The sequence below is a fragment of the Alteromonas salexigens genome, assembly GCF_025628895.1.
GTDB classification, from domain to species: Bacteria; Pseudomonadota; Gammaproteobacteria; order Enterobacterales; family Alteromonadaceae; genus Alteromonas; species Alteromonas salexigens.
Genome location: NZ_JAOTJC010000004.1, coordinates 127,739 through 146,274, shown reverse-complemented (window position 1 = coordinate 146,274; position 18,536 = coordinate 127,739). Strand labels below are relative to the sequence as shown.

Genomic DNA, 18,536 nt, shown 5'->3' with positions numbered 1-18,536 from the left:
TCCTTGTGCTGCTTACAGCGTCAAACCAGGCGTCAGTGAGCCAGGCAGGGTGACCTTATCTAACTCTACAGACGCTACCGGGTAGGCGCAGTAGTCGGCTGCGTAGTAAGCGCTGGCGCGGTGGTTACCGCTGTCGCCGATGCCGCCGAATGGCGCTGCACTGCTGGCACCTGTAATAGGACGGTTCCAGTTCACAATGCCGGCACGGATACGCTGGAAGAAGTAACGGTAATCTTCTTCATTGTCGCCAATAAACCCTGCTGACAAACCGAAACTGGTGTTATTGGCTTCAGCGATAGCAGCATCGAAGTCATCGTAACGAATGACTTTAACCATAGGGCCAAAGTGCTCTTCATCCGGTAATGACGCCAGTATGTCGGTGACGTCAATAATACCCGGGGTCGCGAAGCCCTTATTTTCGTCTGGCTGTTCGAGGCGAACCAGTACATTGGCACCAGCCTTTTCAAGCTCCGCCTGGGCATCGACCATCAACTTCGCAGCGTGAGCAGAAATCATGGCACCCATGAACGGCTGATCTTCTGCGTCGTAGTCACCGACTTTGATGTTGCGGGTCACTTCGATGAAGCGCGCCAGCAGTGCATCGCCTTTGTCCCCTTTCGGGATAAACAAACGGCGGGCACAGGTGCAGCGCTGACCAGAGGTCACAAAGGCTGACTGTACGATGTCGTGCACCGCGGCGTCAGTGTCTTCCACATCTTTCACAATCAGGGGGTTATTACCGCCCATTTCCAGTGCCAGGATTTTGCCCGGATGACCAGCAAACTGCTCGTGCAGGATCTTGCCGGTGCGTGAACTGCCGGTAAAGAACAGGCCGTCAATTCCCTGATGTGATGCCAGCGCTTTGCCGGTTTCTACTTCGCCCTGAATCAGGTTCAGAACACCGGCTGGTAAGCCAGCTTCATGCCAAAGCTTCACCATTTCCTGGGCCACCATCGGGGTCAGGTCACTGGGTTTGTATACCACGGTGTTACCCGCCAACAGGGCAGGGATGATGTGGCCGTTAGGCAGGTGGCCGGGGAAGTTGTAAGGGCCAAATACGGCAACCACACCATGGGGCTTATGACGAATAAACGCCTGACCTACTGGCATGGGGTTTTCTACGGTGCCGGTACGCTCGAAGTAAGCCCGCTCTGAAATGCCGACTTTGCCCATCATGGCAGCCACTTCGGTAGCAGTTTCCCACTCAGGTTTACCGGTTTCACGGGCAATCACTTTGGCCAGTGCCGGTTTGTTTTCTTCCAGCAGCTTGCCGTAGTGTTTAATGATTTCAAGCCGCGCTTCTACGGTTTTCGCAGCCCATTCTGGCGCTGCATCGCGTGCCGCGCTGATAGCCGCATCCACCTGGTCCGGAGACGCTGAAACGCCTTCCCAGATAACCTCGTTTTTAGCGGGGTCGACTGAAGTGAGTGGGTGGCCTTTACCGGCTTGCCATTCACCATTGATATAATGTGTAGTTTGCATGTAGGGCTCCTGTTATTAGTTACTGTATTTCACCGGAGCGAACCGGACCGCGTCACCTTCCTTAATATTCAGTGCCGCAGCTGCCTGACGCGACAATACCGCGACTTGCTGCTCTTCACTGACCGTCATTTCGGTGGCGACGGCTCTGAAGTCTTTCACCGAGGTATTGATGATATAGCATGTCTGCCCCTGGGCAGCGGTCTGGTCATCAATCACCACGGGTAACTTGCGGCTGGCCTGTGCGGTACGCACATGGCTAAGATTCGCTTCCACCGTCGGGCCGGCGTCAAAAATATCGACGTAGCCACGGCAGCTAAACCCTTCTTCCTGCAATAATCGCAGGGCTGGACGGGTTTTATCGTGCACCTGACCAATAACGGCCTGAGCTTGCTGGCTTAACAGGTTTACGTAAATGGGGTATTTAGGCATCAGTTCGGCAATAAATACTTTATTACCAATGCCTGATAAATAGTCAGCGGTAGGGAAATCCATGGAGAAGAAATGTTCTTCCAACCACTCCCAGAACGGCGATTTGCCATTGTCGTCGCTGACGCCGCGCATCTCTGCAATGACGGTTTCTGAAAAGCGCTCACGGTGTTCCATCATAAACAGAAAGCGGACTTTCGACAGGAGTCTGCCGTTCAGACCGCCTCGCGCACGTTCACGTAAGAACAAGGTACAAATTTCCGTCACCCCGGTGTAGTCATTACAGAAGGTGAGGATCTCTGCGGTATTGTGTACCTTCAGCTCCCGGGAAGAGTGCACCACTTTGCCCAGGTGATAGTGATAGAAGGCGTCATCCAGGCCTACTGCCGCCTCGATACCACTGGTTCCCACCACCTCACCGGTGGCGGTATCTTCCATAACAAAAAGGTACGACTCGTTACCCGGCTGTGTGACCGCTTTATTAAACGACGCTTCGGCACGGTCAATCTTATTGTGCAGCAGGGTGTCGTTGACCGGCAATGACGTAAAGCCAATGCCGGACTCTTCAGCAATGTCATACAGCGATGCGTAATCCGCATTCGTGATTGGGCGAATTATATTCATGTTCGCTGACTCAACAGTTAGAGAATTACTTGGCGTTTACAACACGCGCCACGGCACGTTCAAAGCGGGCAAGCCCTTCTTTGATGTCTTCGTCTGGAATGATCAGTGACGGCGCAAACCGCACTACGTTCGCACCGGCAATAAGACACATCAGATTTTCTTCGGCTGAAGCCATCAGGAAATCACGGGCGCGGCCCTGGTAGTCATCGCTTAATGCACAACCCAGCAGCATGCCTTTACCACGTACTTCACTGAATACATGGTATTTGTTGTTGATCTCTTCCAGTAGTTCACGGAACAGCGCTTCTTTTTTCAGTACGCCTTCCATCACTTCGGGGGTATTTACGATATCCAACGCTTTCTCGGCCACGGCACAGGCCAGCGGGTTACCGCCGTAAGTGCTGCCGTGCGTGCCAGGCTTCAGATGCGCAGCGATTTCTGTGGTGGTTAGCATGGCGCCAATGGGGAAGCCGCCGCCCAATGATTTCGCGGTAGTCAGAATATCTGGCGTTACGCCCAGACCCATATATGCATACAGATGACCAGTGCGGCCTACACCTGACTGAACTTCATCAAAAATAAGCAGCGCATTGTGCTTGTCACACAATTCACGGACGCCACGGACAAAGTCTGCGTCGGGTGGAATGATGCCGCCTTCACCCTGCAACGGCTCCATCATTACGGCACAGGTTTTGTCAGAAATCAGGGCTTCAAAAGCCGCCAGATCATTGTAATCGCAATGGTCTACTGCGCCAGGCTTAGGGCCAAAGCCGTCTGAGTATGCTGCCTGGCCACCTACTGTAACCGTAAAGAAGGTACGGCCATGGAAGCCTTTGTTAAACGCAATGATTTGATTTTTATCTTCACCGTGCTTATCCAGCGCAAAGCGACGGGCCAGCTTGAGGGCGGCTTCGTTGGCTTCGGCGCCGGAATTAGCGAAATACACTTTATCGGCGAAAGTCGCGTCGGTGAGCTTGGCGGCCAGACGCATGGCGGGTTCGTTGGTGAACACATTAGACAAGTGCCAGAGCTTGCTGCCCTGATCCTGTAGTACACCTACCAGCTCGGGGTGACAATGACCCAGTACGTTTACGGCAATACCGCCGGCAAAATCGATGTACTCTGCACCGTCCTGGTCCCATACACGAGACCCTTCACCCCGGACTGGCACCATGCCGGCAGGGTTGTAGTTGGGTACCATGACTTCATCAAATGTTGCGCGAGTTACCTTCATCTTTTTTACCTCTATGTGAGCGCGAGCCGATATGTATTTAATACCTGCACCACGCGTACAGTGATCGGATTAGCTCAATATTATGCCATTTATTAACCAGTTTGTCTCCCCAGTGCATGGCCGAAGCCCTTGATATTCAAGGGTTCTGGCTTAATTTGCAGGAAAAGTGAATAACTATTTAAGAAAGGCAGGTTAGCAGCGAATGGTGGTATTGGCGTTACAGGCGATCGACTCAGCAACGGACAGGACGTTGGGGGGAGCGGGTCGCTGTCTGCATGAATATCCACAAAAAATTAAGCGTCTTCGGTATTCGAGGTGACCGGTAACTGGAAAATGTTTACACCTCTGAGTACTTCCAGTGACCCGGAGGGATATTTGGGCTGCTGGCGAATTGCGTCTTTGATTTCGTCTTTTTCCAGCACTTTCGAGCGATGGGCCATGCGCACCTGAGTATACAGCCGGGACTGACGAAGCAACTCTACCAGCGAGCCTGGTGTGCTTTCCCCATCAGTGGCAATGGTCCGCATAGCTTCTGCAATACCCAGCCGCTTAAAGTGCATGTGCTCAAAGATATCTGCTGTCACTTTCTCTGCGTATTCATTTTGTAGCGCTATCAGATAGTTGGCAGAGGGACGCAGCTTTAGTAGCGCATCGTGGAGGTCCCGTTGACGGTTGCTCTGCGCCTCTTCGAGCATGCGCCGCTGGACCTGGTCAAACAGTCGAAAATACAGCCGGATGATGGCACAGCGTCCTAGATTAGACAGCATGCCCAGAGTGTAGGCCTCGGTAGGACGAATACTGCCAAAGCGACTCAACTCACGGGCGGTGACCGCCGTGCCGTACGCATAGTTCAACAACTGGTGCTTGATGAGGGGGTACGGGTCGGTGATTTGTGGAATAGCCCGGCGTAACACCAGGGCGGGCAATAAAACCCGTAAATTCTCAATGCCCAGGAAGCTCAGTGCGGTGCGCATGGACTCCACCACAATGACCCGTCCTTTAGAGTCACGTCGGCGGTGGGTCGGGGAGTTAACAACCTGCATGAGTTCGTCATACAGCCACGGCTGGGCGGCCGCAAAGGGTTCTATTTTTGATACCGAGGTGGCTTTTACCGACATGACATCAAGCATTGCCGGTGTGTCTTCCGACAGCGACAAGGTGCGGCGGTATACGTTTTCGGAGTTTTCCAGTTCAGCGTGTAAATCGGTAAGGAGCTGCTCGTGGAGGTCGTAGCGTACGCTATCCAGGTAGGAGGCATCATGCTTTGCCTGTAACTCTTTGTTCTTTATCGCCACCTTTTCGACATTGAGTAACTGACGGCGGGCGTCACCCTGCTCAGACTCTTCGAACAGCACTTCACCGGGGCCTCGTTTGCCAATCATCTTCATTACGCGAGCCGGCGCAATTAACAAATTGTCGAAGCGTTCATTAAAGGAAGGCTGCGATGGCGATTCCGTCATCGTATACGGGCTCCTGCTCGTCAATGCCGCCAACTCTTCTGGTCAACGTGCATAATTTTCATCCTGTTTTTTTAAATACTACTCTGTTTTATCGGAAAAGGTGAACAGACCTGAACATTTTACGCAATTTTTTGTGTAATACGGGCGTGATGCAGGAAATTATCCAGAATTTGATGGCCGTATTCTGTCAATAAAGACTCTGGATGGAACTGCACGCCCCAGATGGGGAGCGTACGATGGGACAGCGCCATAATTTCCCGGTAGCCGTCGGCGTCTTCGCACCACGCGTCTACCCGCAGGCAGTCAGGAAGGGTGTGCGGCTCCAGCACCAGCGAATGATAGCGAGTAGCAGTGAAGGGAGAAGCCAACTGCTGGCACAGCCCCTGGCCGCGGTGATAAACCGGCGAGGTTTTACCGTGACGGATTTCCCTGGCGCCGGTGACTCTGGCCCCGAATACCTGACCAATGGCTTGATGGCCCAGACACACACCCAGCATGGGGATGTGTCCCTTGAACCGTTCAATGGCTGCCAGGCTGATGCCAGCATCATCCGGCGTACAGGGGCCGGGCGACAGCACCAGCTGGTCCGGCGCCAGTGAGGCGATGTCCGGCAGCGATATTGCGTTATTGCGCACCACTTCCACCTCACTGCCCAGCTCACGGAAATACCGCGCCAGATTGTGGGTGAAAGAGTCAAAATTATCGATGAGCAATAACATGCGGAGTTACCGTGTCAGCTTAAGGCTTGGTGATAAAGCCAACGGCATCATAGACCCGCTGCAATGTCTCTGTAGCGCGGGCTGAGGCTTTATAAGCACCGGCTTTCATGACGCTGTCCAGGTAGGCGCGATCTTCCCGCAGGGCAGTGAAGCGCTGTTGAATAGGCTCTACCAGCGCGACCACCGCGTCAGCGATATCGCCTTTCAGGTGCCCATACATTTTATCTTCGTATTCGGGCACCAGCGCTTCTACCGACTTGCCGGTGGCCAGTGACAACAGCGTGAGTAAGTTGGACACGCCGGCTTTTTCTTCAGGATCAAAATAAATACGCGCCTGCTCGTCAGAGTCAGTGACGGCGCGTTTTATTTTCTTGGTCAGTTTTTTCGGCTCTTCCAACAGGCCAATAAAATTATTGGGGTTGGTGTCCGATTTGGACATTTTGCGTTCTGGCTCTTGCAGGCTCATGATGCGGGCCCCGAATTCTGGAATATAAGGCTCCGGAAGCGTCAGCACATCGCCGTACAGATTGTTAAACCGGGTGGCGATATCGCGGGTAAGCTCAAGATGCTGTTTTTGATCTTCGCCCACCGGTACCTTGTGCGCACCGTAAACCAGAATGTCAGCCGCCTGCAGCACCGGATAACTGTACAGGCCCACATTGATATTGTTGACGTTCTTGGCAGACTTGTCTTTAAACTGAGTCATGCGGTTCAGTTCGCCCATCTGCGTATAGCAGTTCAGTACCCACGCCAGCTGTGCATGCTCCGGGACATGGGATTGCACGAACAGGGTGCTGCGTTGCGGATCGATGCCGCATGCCAGATACAGCGCCAGGCCATCCAGGCAGGCGTTATACAACGCTTCTCTGTCCTGGCGAACGGTAATGGCGTGCAAGTCTACCAGCATATACAGGCAATCGTGATCATCCTGCATGGCAACCCACTGCTTCAAGGCACCCATGTAATTACCGAGGGTAAGTTGACCTGAAGGCTGACAGCCGCTTAATACAATGGGTTTGGTGCTCATGGTGATAAATACCTGCTGATAACTGAGTTACAAATTAATTAGGCTTGTGATACGGCGGCAATTTCACGGCGCATGGCGTCGATAACCTCGCCGTAATCGTCGGCGTTGAAAATGGCGGATCCCGCGACGAACATATCGGCTCCGGCCTCGGCAATCTCGCGAATGTTATCGACTTTTACGCCGCCGTCAATTTCTATTCGAATATCTCTGCCACTGGCCACAACCCGCTGCTTCACCTGACGGAGCTTATCCAGGGTGGAAGGTATAAACGCCTGGCCGCCGAATCCCGGGTTTACCGACATCACCAAAATATGATGTAGCTTATCCATAACATGGTCGAGATAGTGCAACGGGGTGGCGGGGTTCAGTACCAGCCCCGGTTCACAGCCGGCATCCTCGATGAGCTGGAGAGACCGGTCGACGTGCTGTGACGCCTCAGGATGAAAACTGATATAGCTGGCACCGGCTTCGGCAAATTGTTCGATCAGGTCGTCCACCGGACTTACCATCAGGTGCACATCAATCGGCGCGGTAATGCCATGCTTACGTAACGCTTCACAAATCATCGGGCCGAATGACAAGTTCGGCACATAATGGTTGTCCATTACGTCAAAATGAATAACGTCAGCGCCGGCCTCCAGCACCGCTTCGACTTCATCGCCCAGTCGTGCAAAGTCTGCCGACAGGATAGAGGGTGCAATCATACACTTGTTCATGAATCATCCTTTTTAAGTCAGTCAGTGCAGGGGCACTGACGGGAGGCACACTGCCAGAATAGTAGCGCACCCGCGATGTGGATCGGTTTTGGGTAGAAAAATGCACGAAAATTGTACCTAAATCTGGCGGTGTACTAAAGTGAAAACCGTGCACCGAAAAAGGGCTTGTGCCTTTTGCTGGTGCAAATTTAAGCAGGGAGATGGACAGGCAGATTTCAACGCGAAATTTTTAATGGGCAAAAAAGTTAGCATAATCAGTTGCTTATGGGGTTTGTTCTGGCTGTGAAAATTGTGGCAAGCGTGGGCATTAGATTTGCGTAGTTCGGTTATAAAAAGACAGAAACTTTACGAACAGCAAGTTAGTTAATCCAACGGAGAGCACACATGAAAACAGTTAGATTGTCAGCGCTGGCGCTGGTTATTGCGTCGACGGCAGGTTTGGGACAGGCACAGGCTGCCGTAGAAGCTAATATTGGGGTCACCAGTAATTACCTTTGGCGCGGAGTCACACAAAGCATGAACGATCCGTCTGTCTCTGGTGGCTTAGATTACTCTCACGAGAGCGGCTTTTATGCCGGCACCTGGATTGGCACAATCGATTGGGGCAACGGTAGTGGTACGGAGAACGATTACTACCTGGGCTATAGCGGAATGTCGGGCGATTTCGGCTATGACGTCGGGTATATCCATTACGTCTATCCCGCCACCGGTTATGAAAATTCCGACTTCGGCGAAGTATATTTCAATGGTAGTTACATGGGGCTGGGCTTTGGTGTGGCTTACACGGTGGCCTCCGATGTCGCTGACGGCTCATTGTACGACAGTGGCGACATTTATTATAACGTATCCTATGGCTGGGACTTACCAGAGGAATTTGGTCTGAGTATGACCTACGGTTATTATGATTTTGATGCCGGTGATGACTCTGACTACGGACACTTCCAGGCGGATCTGTCGAAAGGCGACTTCACACTGACTGTGTCCAAAGCACAGCAAGAGTCCGGCGACGATGACACTAAATTCGTTGTAAGCTGGGGTACCACATTTTAATGTAAACTGAATGCCCGATTGTGCCCCCGGCGGTAAGCAGTACCGGGGCGTGCTGTCGTCGTGCCACTGTAGCAAATAACGGGTTCGCGGCGTGCAGAGGGTACAGTTTTTCAGTTTCTCTTAAAGAAGTGGTTGTTGTTCGCAAAGTTAGTATTATAATGAGGTTAAATTTTAAGCGGTATTGGTGTGTTCAGGATGACGATTAAAACCAGCATGACAATGATGGCATGTGTAGCTGGCCTCGGCTTAGCTGGCGCTGTTACGGTGACAGAGCCCGAAACCGTGTGTGAGTTTCAACCCGAGCAGCAGTTCGATGCCCGCTTACCCGCCAGCCACATTCAAAACCAGTGCAGCCGTGTCAATATGGGTGAAGTCAGCTGGTTATCCTGGGTGGCCGGACGTTCCCTTTCCTACGATTTCCATTATCTGGATTTACTGGAGTTACTGCACGATGACAGTAACGACGGTGACTTATCTTCTCCGCAAGGTGAGTAGTGTCAGGCTCGACTAAGCCCGGCCTGATCGCGGTTATTCTGAGTGTATTGGCCAGCGCTTTTGGGGTGCAGAGCCAGCAAAATTACCAACGAGATTTTAATCAAGCTTCCCCGCTGACGTATATCATTGTAGGGGTAGTGTTTGTGGCGCTGTTTGTCGTGAGCTTGTTACTGTTCGTGCGCTGGCTGGTGCAGTAGTGACGGCAGCCCGTATCTGACCCCCGCCAGTGGTGAGTAAGCGGACTCGTGCAGTGCTTCCCTTATTGAAACGGCAACGCAGTCACCGACTTTCCAGACTCAGTGGCCGCTTAGGTCAGCGTAATGCGAGCCGCATTGGCCGCTACAGTTTTCGGTTTTTTCTTGCGACGACGAGGTTTCACCGGGTTTTCGGTAGGTGGGAAGAACGCCAGAATTTCAGCCGCCGGCTTCCGTTTGGCGCCATTTTGACTGATTGAACGTTTTACCGACAGCATACTGAAGTCGGCACCCTGGTAAAGTTCCCGGGTCACCGGCAAGTCATGGTTTGATATCAACACCGGAATACCACGCACTGCAGATGCGCGATGGGCCAGCGTGGCCAGCTTGTGTTGGGCGTCGTGGCCGAAACTGCGGGCCGCATAACTGGTAAAGGCGGCAGTTTTGCTGATGGGGGCGTAAGGTGGGTCGCAATACACCACATTGCCACGGCGGGCGCGGCTAAAGACTTTCTCAAAAGGTAAGCAGGTAAAAGTCGCCCGTTGCGATTTTTCTGCAAAAAACAGCATTTCGTCTTCGGGGAAGTATGGCTTTTTATAGCGCCCGAAAGGGACATTGAATTTGCCACTCAGACTGTATCTGCACAGTCCGTTGTAGCCATGCCGGTTAAGGTACAAAAACAGTACCGCCCGATAATAATCATCAGCAGTGCCGTTAAATTCTTCCCGTAAACTGTAGTAGCGGTTTTCTTCGTTGTTGCGCGCAGTGAAAAACTGCCGGGCATCATGAATGACGGCGTCTGGCTGTTCTTTGAGAAAATTGTACAGATTGATGAGATCGGCATTGATGTCGTTCAGCAGGTACTTTTTGTACTGGGTATTCAGAAATACCGAGCCGGCCCCGACAAACGGCTCAATCAGTTTGTTGGCCTGAGGTAATCTGGCTTCAATGTGTTCTACCAGACTGTACTTGCCACCGGCCCACTTAAGGAAGGCCCGGTTTTTCTTATGCATCATGCTCTATTAACACTACCCGCGCGGAATGGAAGCGGTGGCTTTCTGAAGTACCAGAAGGTGCTGAAGCTTGTCATGCCAATTGCGACAACCAAGACAGGCACGACCTAACCACTCTTATGAATCAGGATTGTATCTGGCATCGGAGATCGCGACAACCTACAAACTCCGGATGCTGGTTTTTTTTGTGTTCCAGCGGGGAAAATACGGTGAATACGCGCCCAGTGCATGAGTGTATGTAACGCCTATGCCACACTAAGGGTCTTTTGCGCAGTACGAATACAGTTTTTACCGGCGGCTTTGGCGGCGTACAGGGCTTTATCAGCCTGTTTTAATAACGTGCTGCTGCGGGTGCGGGACTTCGGTACCACAGTAGTGACCCCTATGCTGGCGGACACATAGACGTCGCTTCCATCATCAAGCTGCACACTGGTTTCGGCAATACGGTGACGGATACGTTCCGCAATTGTCTGGGCATCGTTACTGTCAGAGCCAGGCAACACCACCGCAAATTCCTCGCCGCCTACACGGGCCGGAAAGTCGGTTTCTCTGCTCAGCGTAGTGGTGAGTGTTTTGCCAATATGACGAATGCAATGGTCACCATTATTATGACCATGACGGTCGTTAAACTGTTTAAAGTTATCTACGTCCAGCAGGATCAGGCTAAGGGGGGATTTGCTGCGTTTACTGCGTCTGAGCTCTTCGTTAAGCCGCAGGTCAAACGCCCGGCGGTTGGCCAGGCCGGAAAGGCTGTCAGTGGAGGCCAGCTCATACAGGGTTTCATTTTGCTGCATAATCTTGTGGTACAGCTGAATGGTTTCTACCAGCAGCGCGAAAAATACCGCAGAGGATGAAATCAGGCTCAGGATGCGGGCGGCATACCACCCCAAACTAAAGCGGGAGCCAGAATAAATCGCTACCATTCCTTCACAGGTGGCCGCCAGTAAGGCAATGACCAGCCACGCGTAAATACCGGTATTGAACCTGCCTTTAATGACAATGATAGCCAGTGCAGTGAGACACAAGCCAATATTAAGGGGACCTATAACATCCAGCAGCGTGGCGGAAAAAGCGGTCGTGTCCTGCAGCAGAGAAGGAAATTCGAACCAGCCGAACAGGGTAGGCACAATGGCTAAAAATGCCAGCACCAGCGTACCGCCCAGCAGTAAAGCTGACCAGCTGCCAAATTCACTGATGACTACCGGCGCTCTGCCATTCAGCAACATCGCAAGGGCAATGAATATGGGAAACCCAAGGTGCCAGAAGGTCCAGAGCCAGGCAGCCGTGGACGGGGAAGTGGCAATCATAGCGACATCGTTAAAGGCACCGGCCAGTAAAGCCACCTGAAAAGGCGCAATCAGGGCAACCCATAAATACGCCATTGCCAACAAACCAAAGGTAAGGTGACCGGTCTTTCTGAATTGTGCAAACAGCAAAATTGCACTGAATGTTTCCAGCATGACCACTGCAGTGCCATACGCCCCTAAGAAGGCGCCCGATGGCTCCCCAGGTAACTGTCCGTAGATCACAGAGAGGACGCTGATAGCAATGATAACCAGCGCGCTGGCGGCCACAGTAAGATACTGACCCCGGCCAGGCTGAATGTTCAGATTGTCGCGGTATCCCGATTGATTACGATGACGCGTCATGGTGTGCTGGTGAGTTCTTTTATTGTAAATATTAAAAAAACTTTACGTTAACCATCACCCAGACGATCATCTTTTTTGGAGGGCTGCTACTGCTGTGTCAGGCGTATTTCGGACAGAACCTGGTCGGCACGTTTCACAAACGCCTCCCCTCGCCCCGGATACTGGGGGAGAGCGCTTAATGCGCCTTTTGCTTCGGCCAACGAACCAAACGGCTGGTGAAAAACCAGTACGTACCAGTCGCCGCCATACCGCCGGGTCTGATATACATGGGTAAGCTTGCCAAGCTGATTATCAGTGACAAAGTCGTTCAACAGCTGGCGATCCTGCAACCCGGCCAGTTGCAGCAAAAAGTCATCCGAACGCAGCTTGCTCACCAACAATGCATTATCCGAGGTTGTCGTCTGAGCGACAGTCTCAGCCGGCGCTGCTTCTGTGTCAGCCTTTGTGGCTGCCGACGACGCCTTAGCTGTGAGGGTGTCCACGGCGGGTTTTTCGCGGACAGGGCTGTCATTTTGCGGCGTGACTGGCTCCGTTGAAGCGTCCGTCGGCACTGTTTGCGGTTGGCTGGCGAGGACGTCTTGTTGTGCATCTGGCGTTGCGGGAGCGTCTTGTACCGCGGGGGCCGGAAGTGCAGCGACGGCTTGCTGCCAGTCGGTGACCAGTTCGCCATCGTTCCCGGTGCCACTATCTGTAGCAGCGGTCTCAGTGACCGGCTCACTGGCAGGGATTATCTGAGGTAGCGCAGGTTCGGCAACTGTGTTGCGCGGCTCGTTGGCCAGCGATGAAAAGGCTGAGCCGGGAACGACGCTGTCAGTGGATGCCGGGGGAGCGGCTGACTCCAGCGGCGCGAAGAGTGTGCTGATGTCCTTGCCATACTGCCAGGCAATGAGGCCTGCAAAAACGCTCACGAACAAACAGCTTACAGCTACCCAGAACCATGTTGAGCGCAAGGTCGCGGATCCTGGTGAGCCTGACTTCCCGTACCGGGCAGCCATATGCTGCTGGTAGCCTTCGCGCTGACGCGCCAGCAGTTTGTCCAGATCTGAATCAACCGGATCGCTGTGCACGGACTGGCTGGAAATGAGCAGCGGGGTGTCGGTGTTTTTGGCGGGCAGCCATTGCTTGGCTTTTTCTGCCCACAGGGTTTCGCCAAACAGTAACACATTCAGGTGCTGCTTATTGCCCCCAAACCGGCTCTGGAGTACGAGATCCCACAACTCCTGCAGCAGACTGTCAGGTATAAACTGTGCCTGGGTGATGGTAACGAGGATTGGGCCTTCATGCTGGTTCAGAGAGGCCAACAATTCATTCAACGGGCGGACATAGCTGCCCACGACCTGCCCCAACAGCTGACGGCACAGTTGCCGACGATAATCGGTAATGTCCATCGCCTCATCGGCACTCACAAAGGCAATTTCGGTGTCTTCGTGTTGCTGAAACACAAAGGCTTCCAGCGTGCGTTGTTGCTGCGAAATAGAGTCACCGCTTACAAAAATAAGCTGCGATGAATAATTTACCAGATATTCTAATCTATCATGCAATTCAGAGTGCATGAGCGTGTCCTCAGAAAGCGCGTCATGGTCGCCGGGAAAAACCCGTGTCGTAAGATAACTGCAGCCGGGCTGGGATCAGGCGAGAATGGCAGTCAGAATGTCGTCACTAACGTCTTTAGTGACAACTGCATGGCCAATATGCCGGGGTAAGACGAAACGAATATTACCGGCTTCAACTTTTTTGTCCCGCCGCATATGCTTCATGTAGTCAGCTTTGGTCATGGACGTCGGGCCGCTTACTGGCAGCGCAAACGCCTCAAAGAGCTCGCTGACCCGCCGGGTTTCCGACGCGGTGAACCAGTCCAGGTGCATTGCTGCATTACAAGCAATTATAGTACCAGCGGCGACAGCTTCGCCGTGTAACCAGTTACCATAGCCTTGCTCTGCTTCAATAGCGTGACCAAAGGTATGGCCAAGGTTGAGTATGGCACGCAGACCGCCTTCCCGTTCGTCTTTTGCCACTACATCGGCTTTTATTTCGCAGCAGCGCCGGATTGCTGACACCAAGGTGTCATTGTCCAGGGCTTTCAGTGCGTCAGTGTTGTTCTCCAGCCACGCAAAAAAGTCACTGTCATAAATAATGCCGTATTTGATCACTTCCGCCATGCCGGCAGCAAACTCACGGTCGGGCAGGGTGTTTAAAGAGTGGGTGTCGATGGCCACTAACACCGGCTGATAAAACGACCCAATCATGTTTTTACCCAGCGGATGGTTGACCGCAGTTTTACCGCCTACTGAGGAATCGACCTGGGAGAGCAGAGTGGTGGGCACCTGTATAAACGGCACGCCACGCTGGTAGGTGGCGGCGACGAATCCGCATAAATCACCAATGACTCCGCCCCCTAATGCAATCAGGGTAGTATCCCGGGCAGCATTCATTTCCAGCAACCGGGTCATCACCACCGCAAACTGATCCAGCGACTTATACTGTTCGCCATCGGGCAGGATAATTGTTTCTACCTGTTTGCCGTCACAGCCGGCGATGACCTGCTCAAGATAAAGGGGAGCCACAGTCTCGTTGGTCACAATGACCGCCAGCGGGCCTTTTATATAGGACGTAAAAAAGCCGGGCTGCGTAAGCAGTCCGGCCTCGATAACGATAGGGTAGCTACGCTCTCCAAGTTCCACAGTTAAGGTTGACATGGGCGTAGTTCCTTATGCGTTAGTTATAAACCAATTTTACCAATGATTTGATTTGCGACCGCGCGTGCCGACTGGTCGTCAGTGTCAACAATGTAATCGGCCACTTCTTCGTACATGGGGTTACGTTCTTCCGCCAGGTCTTTTAACACCTGCTCCGGATTGCCATTTTGCAGAAGCGGACGACGCTTGTCCCGTTGTGTCCGGGCAACTTGTTTGTCGATGGTGGTTTGCAGATACACCACGATACCGCGCGCAGACAGCCGGTTACGGACTGATTTGTTCACGACTGAACCGCCACCGGTAGCAAGCACAATACCCTGCTTGTCCGTCAGATCGTAGATGACGTTTTCTTCGCGCTTGCGGAAACCATCTTCACCTTCAAGGTCGAAAATCCAGGCGATATCAGCACCGGTTCGACGCTCAATTTCCTGGTCGGAGTCATAAAAATCTAGGTGAAGCTCATCTGCCAGGTGTCTGCCTATCGTGCTTTTACCCGCACCCATAGGACCAACCAAAAAGATATTACGTTTTTCAGCCATATTTGCTTATATCACAACTTTTCTAGTGTTAGGGGTGGTGTGCTATGAAAACTCGGTCTGGCCACCCATTCTTGCGTGCTTATTTATCTGTCCAATAAGCACCATGCCTTAACCTCGCTTTATTTTCGAGGCGGGGATTATCTCAGTTTCCTGCAAGGGCTTGCAAGTTTTGTTATCGTCAAATTTAAAAGCACGAATTATCAGCAGCTTACAAATGTAATTTGCTGTAAAAAGGGCGCTTAATAGCGCCCTTTTGTTAAATCCGTATTATTAGCGGAAGTCTGGCTGTCTGTCAGAGCGTTTCAGCCACAATTTTTGGCGTAACAAATATCAACAGTTCCCGCTTCTGATAAATTTTGGCGGTGTTCTTAAACAGGTTCCCCACTACCGGCAGATCACCAAATAACGGCACCTTGGTTACGTCGTCGGTATTAATTTGCTGAAAGATCCCGCCAAGCACCACAGTTTCGCCGTTCTCTACCAGCACCTGGGTTTTGATTTCCTGCGTATCAATAGCCACCGCCGGACCGGTTGAGGTCGACACGGTTTCGCCGCGGGTATCCTGCGTCACTACCAAGTCTAGTATAATTCGGTTATCAGGGGTAATGTGCGGCGTTACTTTCAGGCTCAGTACCGCTTTTTTGAATTCCACCGAGGTGGCGCCGCTGGATGTGGCCTGCACATAGGGAATTTCCGTGCCCTGCTCAATGTAGGCTTCCTGCTGATTTGCCACGGTAATTCTTGGGCTGGCAATGATTTCCCCCTTATTTTCAGACTCCAGAGCAGAAAGTTCCAAATCCAAAATAGTGCCATCCACCAGGCTGGCAACCTGGAAACCAATCCGGCCGGCCGGACTAATCACTGGCAAATCTACATTCAGGCGGTCGCCAATCGCGGGCACGATACCACTATTGATGGTATCTGCACCTTGCAACGAACCGGACACCCCGTTGTCATCCTGACGGTCACTGAACCCCCAGCGAACCCCCAGCTGCTCGTCGGCATTGTCACGCACGGTGACCATCCGGCTTTCAATCAGCACCTGTTTTACCGGTATATCCAGAGAATTCACCATAGCCCGGGCTTCGTCTATCGACTCCTGGGTATCACGAACCAAAATCGTATTGGTACGCTCATCCACTGTCACCGAGCCGCGCTCAGACAAAATCCCCCCTTCTGAGGATTTCAGAATGGTCGCTAAATTAGCCGCTTTGGCGTAGTTCACCGTGATGCTGCCCGACTTCAGCGGAGTCAGGTCTGAGACCTGCTTTTTAGACTGCAGTTGTTGGGCTTCACGGGCGGCCAGTTCCTCGGAAGGCGCAATTAACAGAATGTTGCCTTCCAGGCGCTTGTCCAGTCCTTTCACTTTCAGGATCATGTCCAACGCCTGATCCCAAGGCACGCCGGATAAGCTGATGGTGACATTGCCGGACACGGTATCGGTCGTCACCAGATTAAAGCCGTTTACCTGGGCAATGATTTGCAGCACTTTACGGACCGGCACATCCTGGAAGTCCAGTGACAGCGGTTCGCCGGTATATTTGCTGGTTTGGTTCAGCTCGGCAATTTGCTCATCACTCATCGGCTCAATTTCGATGCGCAGTGTGGTGTCTTCGATGCTGTGACGCGCAAAAACCTGACCGTCGTATTTTAATTCTACCCGGCTGGCTTCATCGTCTTCAAAGGTTTCAATGGTTGACACGGCGGTGCCAAACTGAGACACGTCCAGTTCAACCAGTTGATCGCCTGCTAAGGTAACACCGGGCAAGGTTACTGTGAGCTTACCCTGTGATTCAATCAGCTGCGGGACGGCACCTGTGGTATCAAAGGTGATTAACGTGACAGCGGTGTCGTTCCCAGTGCGGGTAAAGTCGATGTCCGTCAGCGTGGCGCTGGCATTGGTGGCGGCTTTATAGGGGTCAAGCAGCGGGGTGTCTTCCTGTGCGCTCACCGGTTCGGCAAACACCTGAAATAACAACATGGCAATGGTGGCGCCGCCCAGCCAGGTCCACCTGCTGCGGCGTCTGTTCAGTTTCTTATTAAAAATATAGCGTTCAGACATTACCATTTTCTCCTGCTGTCGCAGTTTGCGTCAGCGTCGTTTCTTTGCGTTGCCAGCATCCAGCGCCGTCTGGCAACAATTGTTCAATGACCACTTCATTGGCTTTGACGGCTTTGACTTCGCCGTGAAACAGGCCCACATGGCTGCCAACGGAAGCTTTATAAAGACCGCCGTCGTTGGTTTTAAACAATGCCCAGCGCTTACCCTGTGAGGTAAAATTGCCGGCCAGGGCCAGTGCGTCGAGGCCGTATTCTTCGAGTTTTTCTTTCTGGCGACCAAAGTCTGGTTGCAGACAGTTGGCTTTTTGTACAACTTCGGTTTGGGTGGCCTTATTCCGTGGCCGCACAAACGGACTGCGTAAGTCCTGTGCGGCATAGACAAAGGCCGGTTGTTCAGCAAACTCAGGGTAGGGCTCAATGGAGACCTGCGTGGTTTGTTTGACCTGTTGGGTGTATGTCACCAGGTCGTTAAGCTGGGGCGAGCAACCGGCTACCAGACCAATGGTACCGGCGACTATTAGCAGCCGCGTTAGTGCGGTCATTGGGCACCTCCGGCTGTATCGGTATCATTTGCCGTGCGATAGGTCTTCGCCTGTAACTGCAGTCGTAACTCACCCTGCTGATTTTCAATCGTGAAATCATGCAGGGTAACAATACGCGGTAAATCAGCAATTTTCGACACAAACTCGCCAAAATTGTGATAACGGCCAGTTACTTCCATCTCAATTGGCAGCTCGGTATAAAACTCTTTGGGAATTTCCTGTTGCCAGTTGAGCATTTTAAAATTCAGCCCGGACGTGGTGCCCACGTAGGTAATATCATCGAGCAGCCCCGGCGTTTCGTTGCTGGTCGGTAACGACTTCAGCATCGACGAAAAATCTTCTTCGATACGGGCCAGCTGATCCTTGTAAGCTTCCAGGTTTACGGCAATGCGGTACTTTGCCTCAAACTGCAGTTTCAGCTCCTGCTCTTTCGCCTCGGCGGCCTCAAGCACAGGCAGTTTAGGGCTAATCAGTAAATAATAGCTGAGGGCGCCGATCACGATAGCGACGAACGCCGACACCACAATTTTGATTTCCCGTGGCCATACTGCAATTTGCTCGAAATCCAGCTCGTTCAGCTCTTTGAGTTTCGCGACATCAAATTTCATG

General features: G+C 52.4%; 18 protein-coding genes. 3 read left to right on the top strand and 15 right to left on the bottom strand.

What is annotated here, in order from left to right:
* Positions 1–12: 12 nt before the first annotated feature.
* The 7 genes from astD to rpe form a co-directional block, all read right to left on the bottom strand.
* On the bottom strand, positions 13–1,482 hold the full coding sequence (gene astD, locus OCL06_RS01815) for a succinylglutamate-semialdehyde dehydrogenase (protein WP_262992034.1): 1,470 nt from the start codon (positions 1,480–1,482) through the stop codon (positions 13–15).
* 15 nt (positions 1,483–1,497) lie between these two features.
* Positions 1,498–2,532: an arginine N-succinyltransferase gene (gene astA / locus OCL06_RS01810; protein ID WP_262992033.1), complete on the bottom strand. Its 1,035-nt coding sequence runs from the start codon at positions 2,530–2,532 to the stop codon at positions 1,498–1,500.
* A gap of 25 nt (positions 2,533–2,557) precedes the next feature.
* Positions 2,558–3,766, bottom strand: a complete 1,209-nt coding sequence (locus OCL06_RS01805; protein WP_262992032.1) for an aspartate aminotransferase family protein — start codon at positions 3,764–3,766, stop codon at positions 2,558–2,560.
* 293 nt (positions 3,767–4,059) lie between these two features.
* Positions 4,060–5,226: an HDOD domain-containing protein gene (locus tag OCL06_RS01800; protein ID WP_262992031.1), complete on the bottom strand. Its 1,167-nt coding sequence runs from the start codon at positions 5,224–5,226 to the stop codon at positions 4,060–4,062.
* Between the two features lie 119 nt (positions 5,227–5,345).
* On the bottom strand, positions 5,346–5,945 hold the full coding sequence (locus OCL06_RS01795; protein ID WP_262992030.1) for an anthranilate synthase component II: 600 nt from the start codon (positions 5,943–5,945) through the stop codon (positions 5,346–5,348).
* Positions 5,946–5,964: 19 nt separating this feature from the next.
* Entirely contained in the window at positions 5,965–6,972 is a 1,008-nt protein-coding gene (gene trpS, locus OCL06_RS01790) for a tryptophan--tRNA ligase (protein ID WP_262992029.1), read from the bottom strand.
* A gap of 38 nt (positions 6,973–7,010) precedes the next feature.
* Positions 7,011–7,688 carry a ribulose-phosphate 3-epimerase gene (gene rpe, locus OCL06_RS01785; protein WP_262992028.1) on the bottom strand — a complete coding sequence of 226 codons (678 nt, stop codon included), beginning with the start codon at positions 7,686–7,688 and terminating at the stop codon, positions 7,011–7,013.
* Between the two features lie 384 nt (positions 7,689–8,072).
* On the opposite strand from rpe, the gene OCL06_RS01780 reads away from it, so the two are divergent.
* The 3 genes from OCL06_RS01780 to OCL06_RS01770 all read left to right on the top strand — a co-directional run bounded on the left by OCL06_RS01780 (position 8,073) and on the right by OCL06_RS01770 (position 9,430).
* Positions 8,073–8,738: a TorF family putative porin gene (locus OCL06_RS01780; protein ID WP_262992027.1), complete on the top strand. Its 666-nt coding sequence runs from the start codon at positions 8,073–8,075 to the stop codon at positions 8,736–8,738.
* A 195-nt stretch (positions 8,739–8,933) separates the two neighbouring features.
* Positions 8,934–9,233: a hypothetical protein gene (locus OCL06_RS01775; RefSeq protein ID WP_262992026.1), complete on the top strand. Its 300-nt coding sequence runs from the start codon at positions 8,934–8,936 to the stop codon at positions 9,231–9,233.
* Positions 9,233–9,430 carry a DUF2970 domain-containing protein gene (locus OCL06_RS01770; protein WP_262992025.1) on the top strand — a complete coding sequence of 66 codons (198 nt, stop codon included), beginning with the start codon at positions 9,233–9,235 and terminating at the stop codon, positions 9,428–9,430. The genes OCL06_RS01775 and OCL06_RS01770 overlap by 1 nt, the downstream gene beginning before the upstream one ends.
* Before the next feature lie 110 nt (positions 9,431–9,540).
* On the opposite strand, the gene OCL06_RS01765 is transcribed toward OCL06_RS01770, so the two are convergent.
* The 8 genes from OCL06_RS01765 to OCL06_RS01730 form a co-directional block, all read right to left on the bottom strand.
* Positions 9,541–10,443, bottom strand: a complete 903-nt coding sequence (locus OCL06_RS01765) for a Dam family site-specific DNA-(adenine-N6)-methyltransferase (protein WP_262992024.1) — start codon at positions 10,441–10,443, stop codon at positions 9,541–9,543.
* 242 nt (positions 10,444–10,685) lie between these two features.
* Positions 10,686–12,089 (bottom strand): sensor domain-containing diguanylate cyclase, encoded by a 1,404-nt coding sequence (locus tag OCL06_RS01760; protein ID WP_262992023.1) that lies wholly within the window; start codon positions 12,087–12,089, stop codon positions 10,686–10,688.
* Between the two features lie 86 nt (positions 12,090–12,175).
* On the bottom strand, positions 12,176–13,642 hold the full coding sequence (locus OCL06_RS01755) for an SPOR domain-containing protein (RefSeq protein WP_262992022.1): 1,467 nt from the start codon (positions 13,640–13,642) through the stop codon (positions 12,176–12,178).
* Between the two features lie 75 nt (positions 13,643–13,717).
* Complete coding sequence (aroB, locus tag OCL06_RS01750) at positions 13,718–14,785, bottom strand: 3-dehydroquinate synthase (protein ID WP_262992021.1); 1,068 nt, start codon at positions 14,783–14,785, stop codon at positions 13,718–13,720.
* 23 nt (positions 14,786–14,808) lie between these two features.
* On the bottom strand, positions 14,809–15,324 hold the full coding sequence (aroK, locus tag OCL06_RS01745; protein WP_262992020.1) for a shikimate kinase AroK: 516 nt from the start codon (positions 15,322–15,324) through the stop codon (positions 14,809–14,811).
* Between the two features lie 292 nt (positions 15,325–15,616).
* Positions 15,617–17,386, bottom strand: coding sequence for a type IV pilus secretin PilQ (locus tag OCL06_RS01740; protein WP_262992019.1), 1,770 nt, complete (start codon positions 17,384–17,386; stop codon positions 15,617–15,619).
* Complete coding sequence (locus OCL06_RS01735) at positions 17,379–17,927, bottom strand: pilus assembly protein PilP (RefSeq protein WP_262992018.1); 549 nt, start codon at positions 17,925–17,927, stop codon at positions 17,379–17,381. Before OCL06_RS01735 ends, OCL06_RS01740 begins: the two co-directional genes overlap by 8 nt.
* Positions 17,924–18,535: a type IV pilus inner membrane component PilO gene (locus OCL06_RS01730; protein WP_262992017.1), complete on the bottom strand. Its 612-nt coding sequence runs from the start codon at positions 18,533–18,535 to the stop codon at positions 17,924–17,926. The genes OCL06_RS01735 and OCL06_RS01730 overlap by 4 nt, the downstream gene beginning before the upstream one ends.
* Position 18,536: the final 1 nt, after the last annotated feature.

Excerpts from the sequence above, each read along its gene's own strand:
- OCL06_RS01735 (WP_262992018.1), bottom strand. The coding sequence starts at position 17,927 with ATGACCGCACTAACGCGGCTGCTAATAGTCGCCGGTACCATTGGTCTG.
- OCL06_RS01730 (WP_262992017.1), bottom strand. The coding sequence starts at position 18,535 with ATGAAATTTGATGTCGCGAAACTCAAAGAGCTGAACGAGCTGGATTTC.
- aroK (WP_262992020.1), bottom strand. The coding sequence starts at position 15,324 with ATGGCTGAAAAACGTAATATCTTTTTGGTTGGTCCTATGGGTGCGGGT.
- astA (WP_262992033.1), bottom strand. The coding sequence starts at position 2,532 with ATGAATATAATTCGCCCAATCACGAATGCGGATTACGCATCGCTGTAT.
- OCL06_RS01765 (WP_262992024.1), bottom strand. The coding sequence starts at position 10,443 with ATGATGCATAAGAAAAACCGGGCCTTCCTTAAGTGGGCCGGTGGCAAG.
- OCL06_RS01795 (WP_262992030.1), bottom strand. The coding sequence starts at position 5,945 with ATGTTATTGCTCATCGATAATTTTGACTCTTTCACCCACAATCTGGCG.
- astD (WP_262992034.1), bottom strand. The coding sequence starts at position 1,482 with ATGCAAACTACACATTATATCAATGGTGAATGGCAAGCCGGTAAAGGC.
- OCL06_RS01800 (WP_262992031.1), bottom strand. The coding sequence starts at position 5,226 with ATGACGGAATCGCCATCGCAGCCTTCCTTTAATGAACGCTTCGACAAT.
- OCL06_RS01760 (WP_262992023.1), bottom strand. The coding sequence starts at position 12,089 with ATGACGCGTCATCGTAATCAATCGGGATACCGCGACAATCTGAACATT.
- rpe (WP_262992028.1), bottom strand. The coding sequence starts at position 7,688 with ATGAACAAGTGTATGATTGCACCCTCTATCCTGTCGGCAGACTTTGCA.
- aroB (WP_262992021.1), bottom strand. The coding sequence starts at position 14,785 with ATGTCAACCTTAACTGTGGAACTTGGAGAGCGTAGCTACCCTATCGTT.
- trpS (WP_262992029.1), bottom strand. The coding sequence starts at position 6,972 with ATGAGCACCAAACCCATTGTATTAAGCGGCTGTCAGCCTTCAGGTCAA.
- OCL06_RS01805 (WP_262992032.1), bottom strand. The coding sequence starts at position 3,766 with ATGAAGGTAACTCGCGCAACATTTGATGAAGTCATGGTACCCAACTAC.
- OCL06_RS01780 (WP_262992027.1), top strand. The coding sequence starts at position 8,073 with ATGAAAACAGTTAGATTGTCAGCGCTGGCGCTGGTTATTGCGTCGACG.
- OCL06_RS01775 (WP_262992026.1), top strand. The coding sequence starts at position 8,934 with ATGACGATTAAAACCAGCATGACAATGATGGCATGTGTAGCTGGCCTC.
- OCL06_RS01755 (WP_262992022.1), bottom strand. The coding sequence starts at position 13,642 with ATGCACTCTGAATTGCATGATAGATTAGAATATCTGGTAAATTATTCA.
- OCL06_RS01740 (WP_262992019.1), bottom strand. The coding sequence starts at position 17,386 with ATGTCTGAACGCTATATTTTTAATAAGAAACTGAACAGACGCCGCAGC.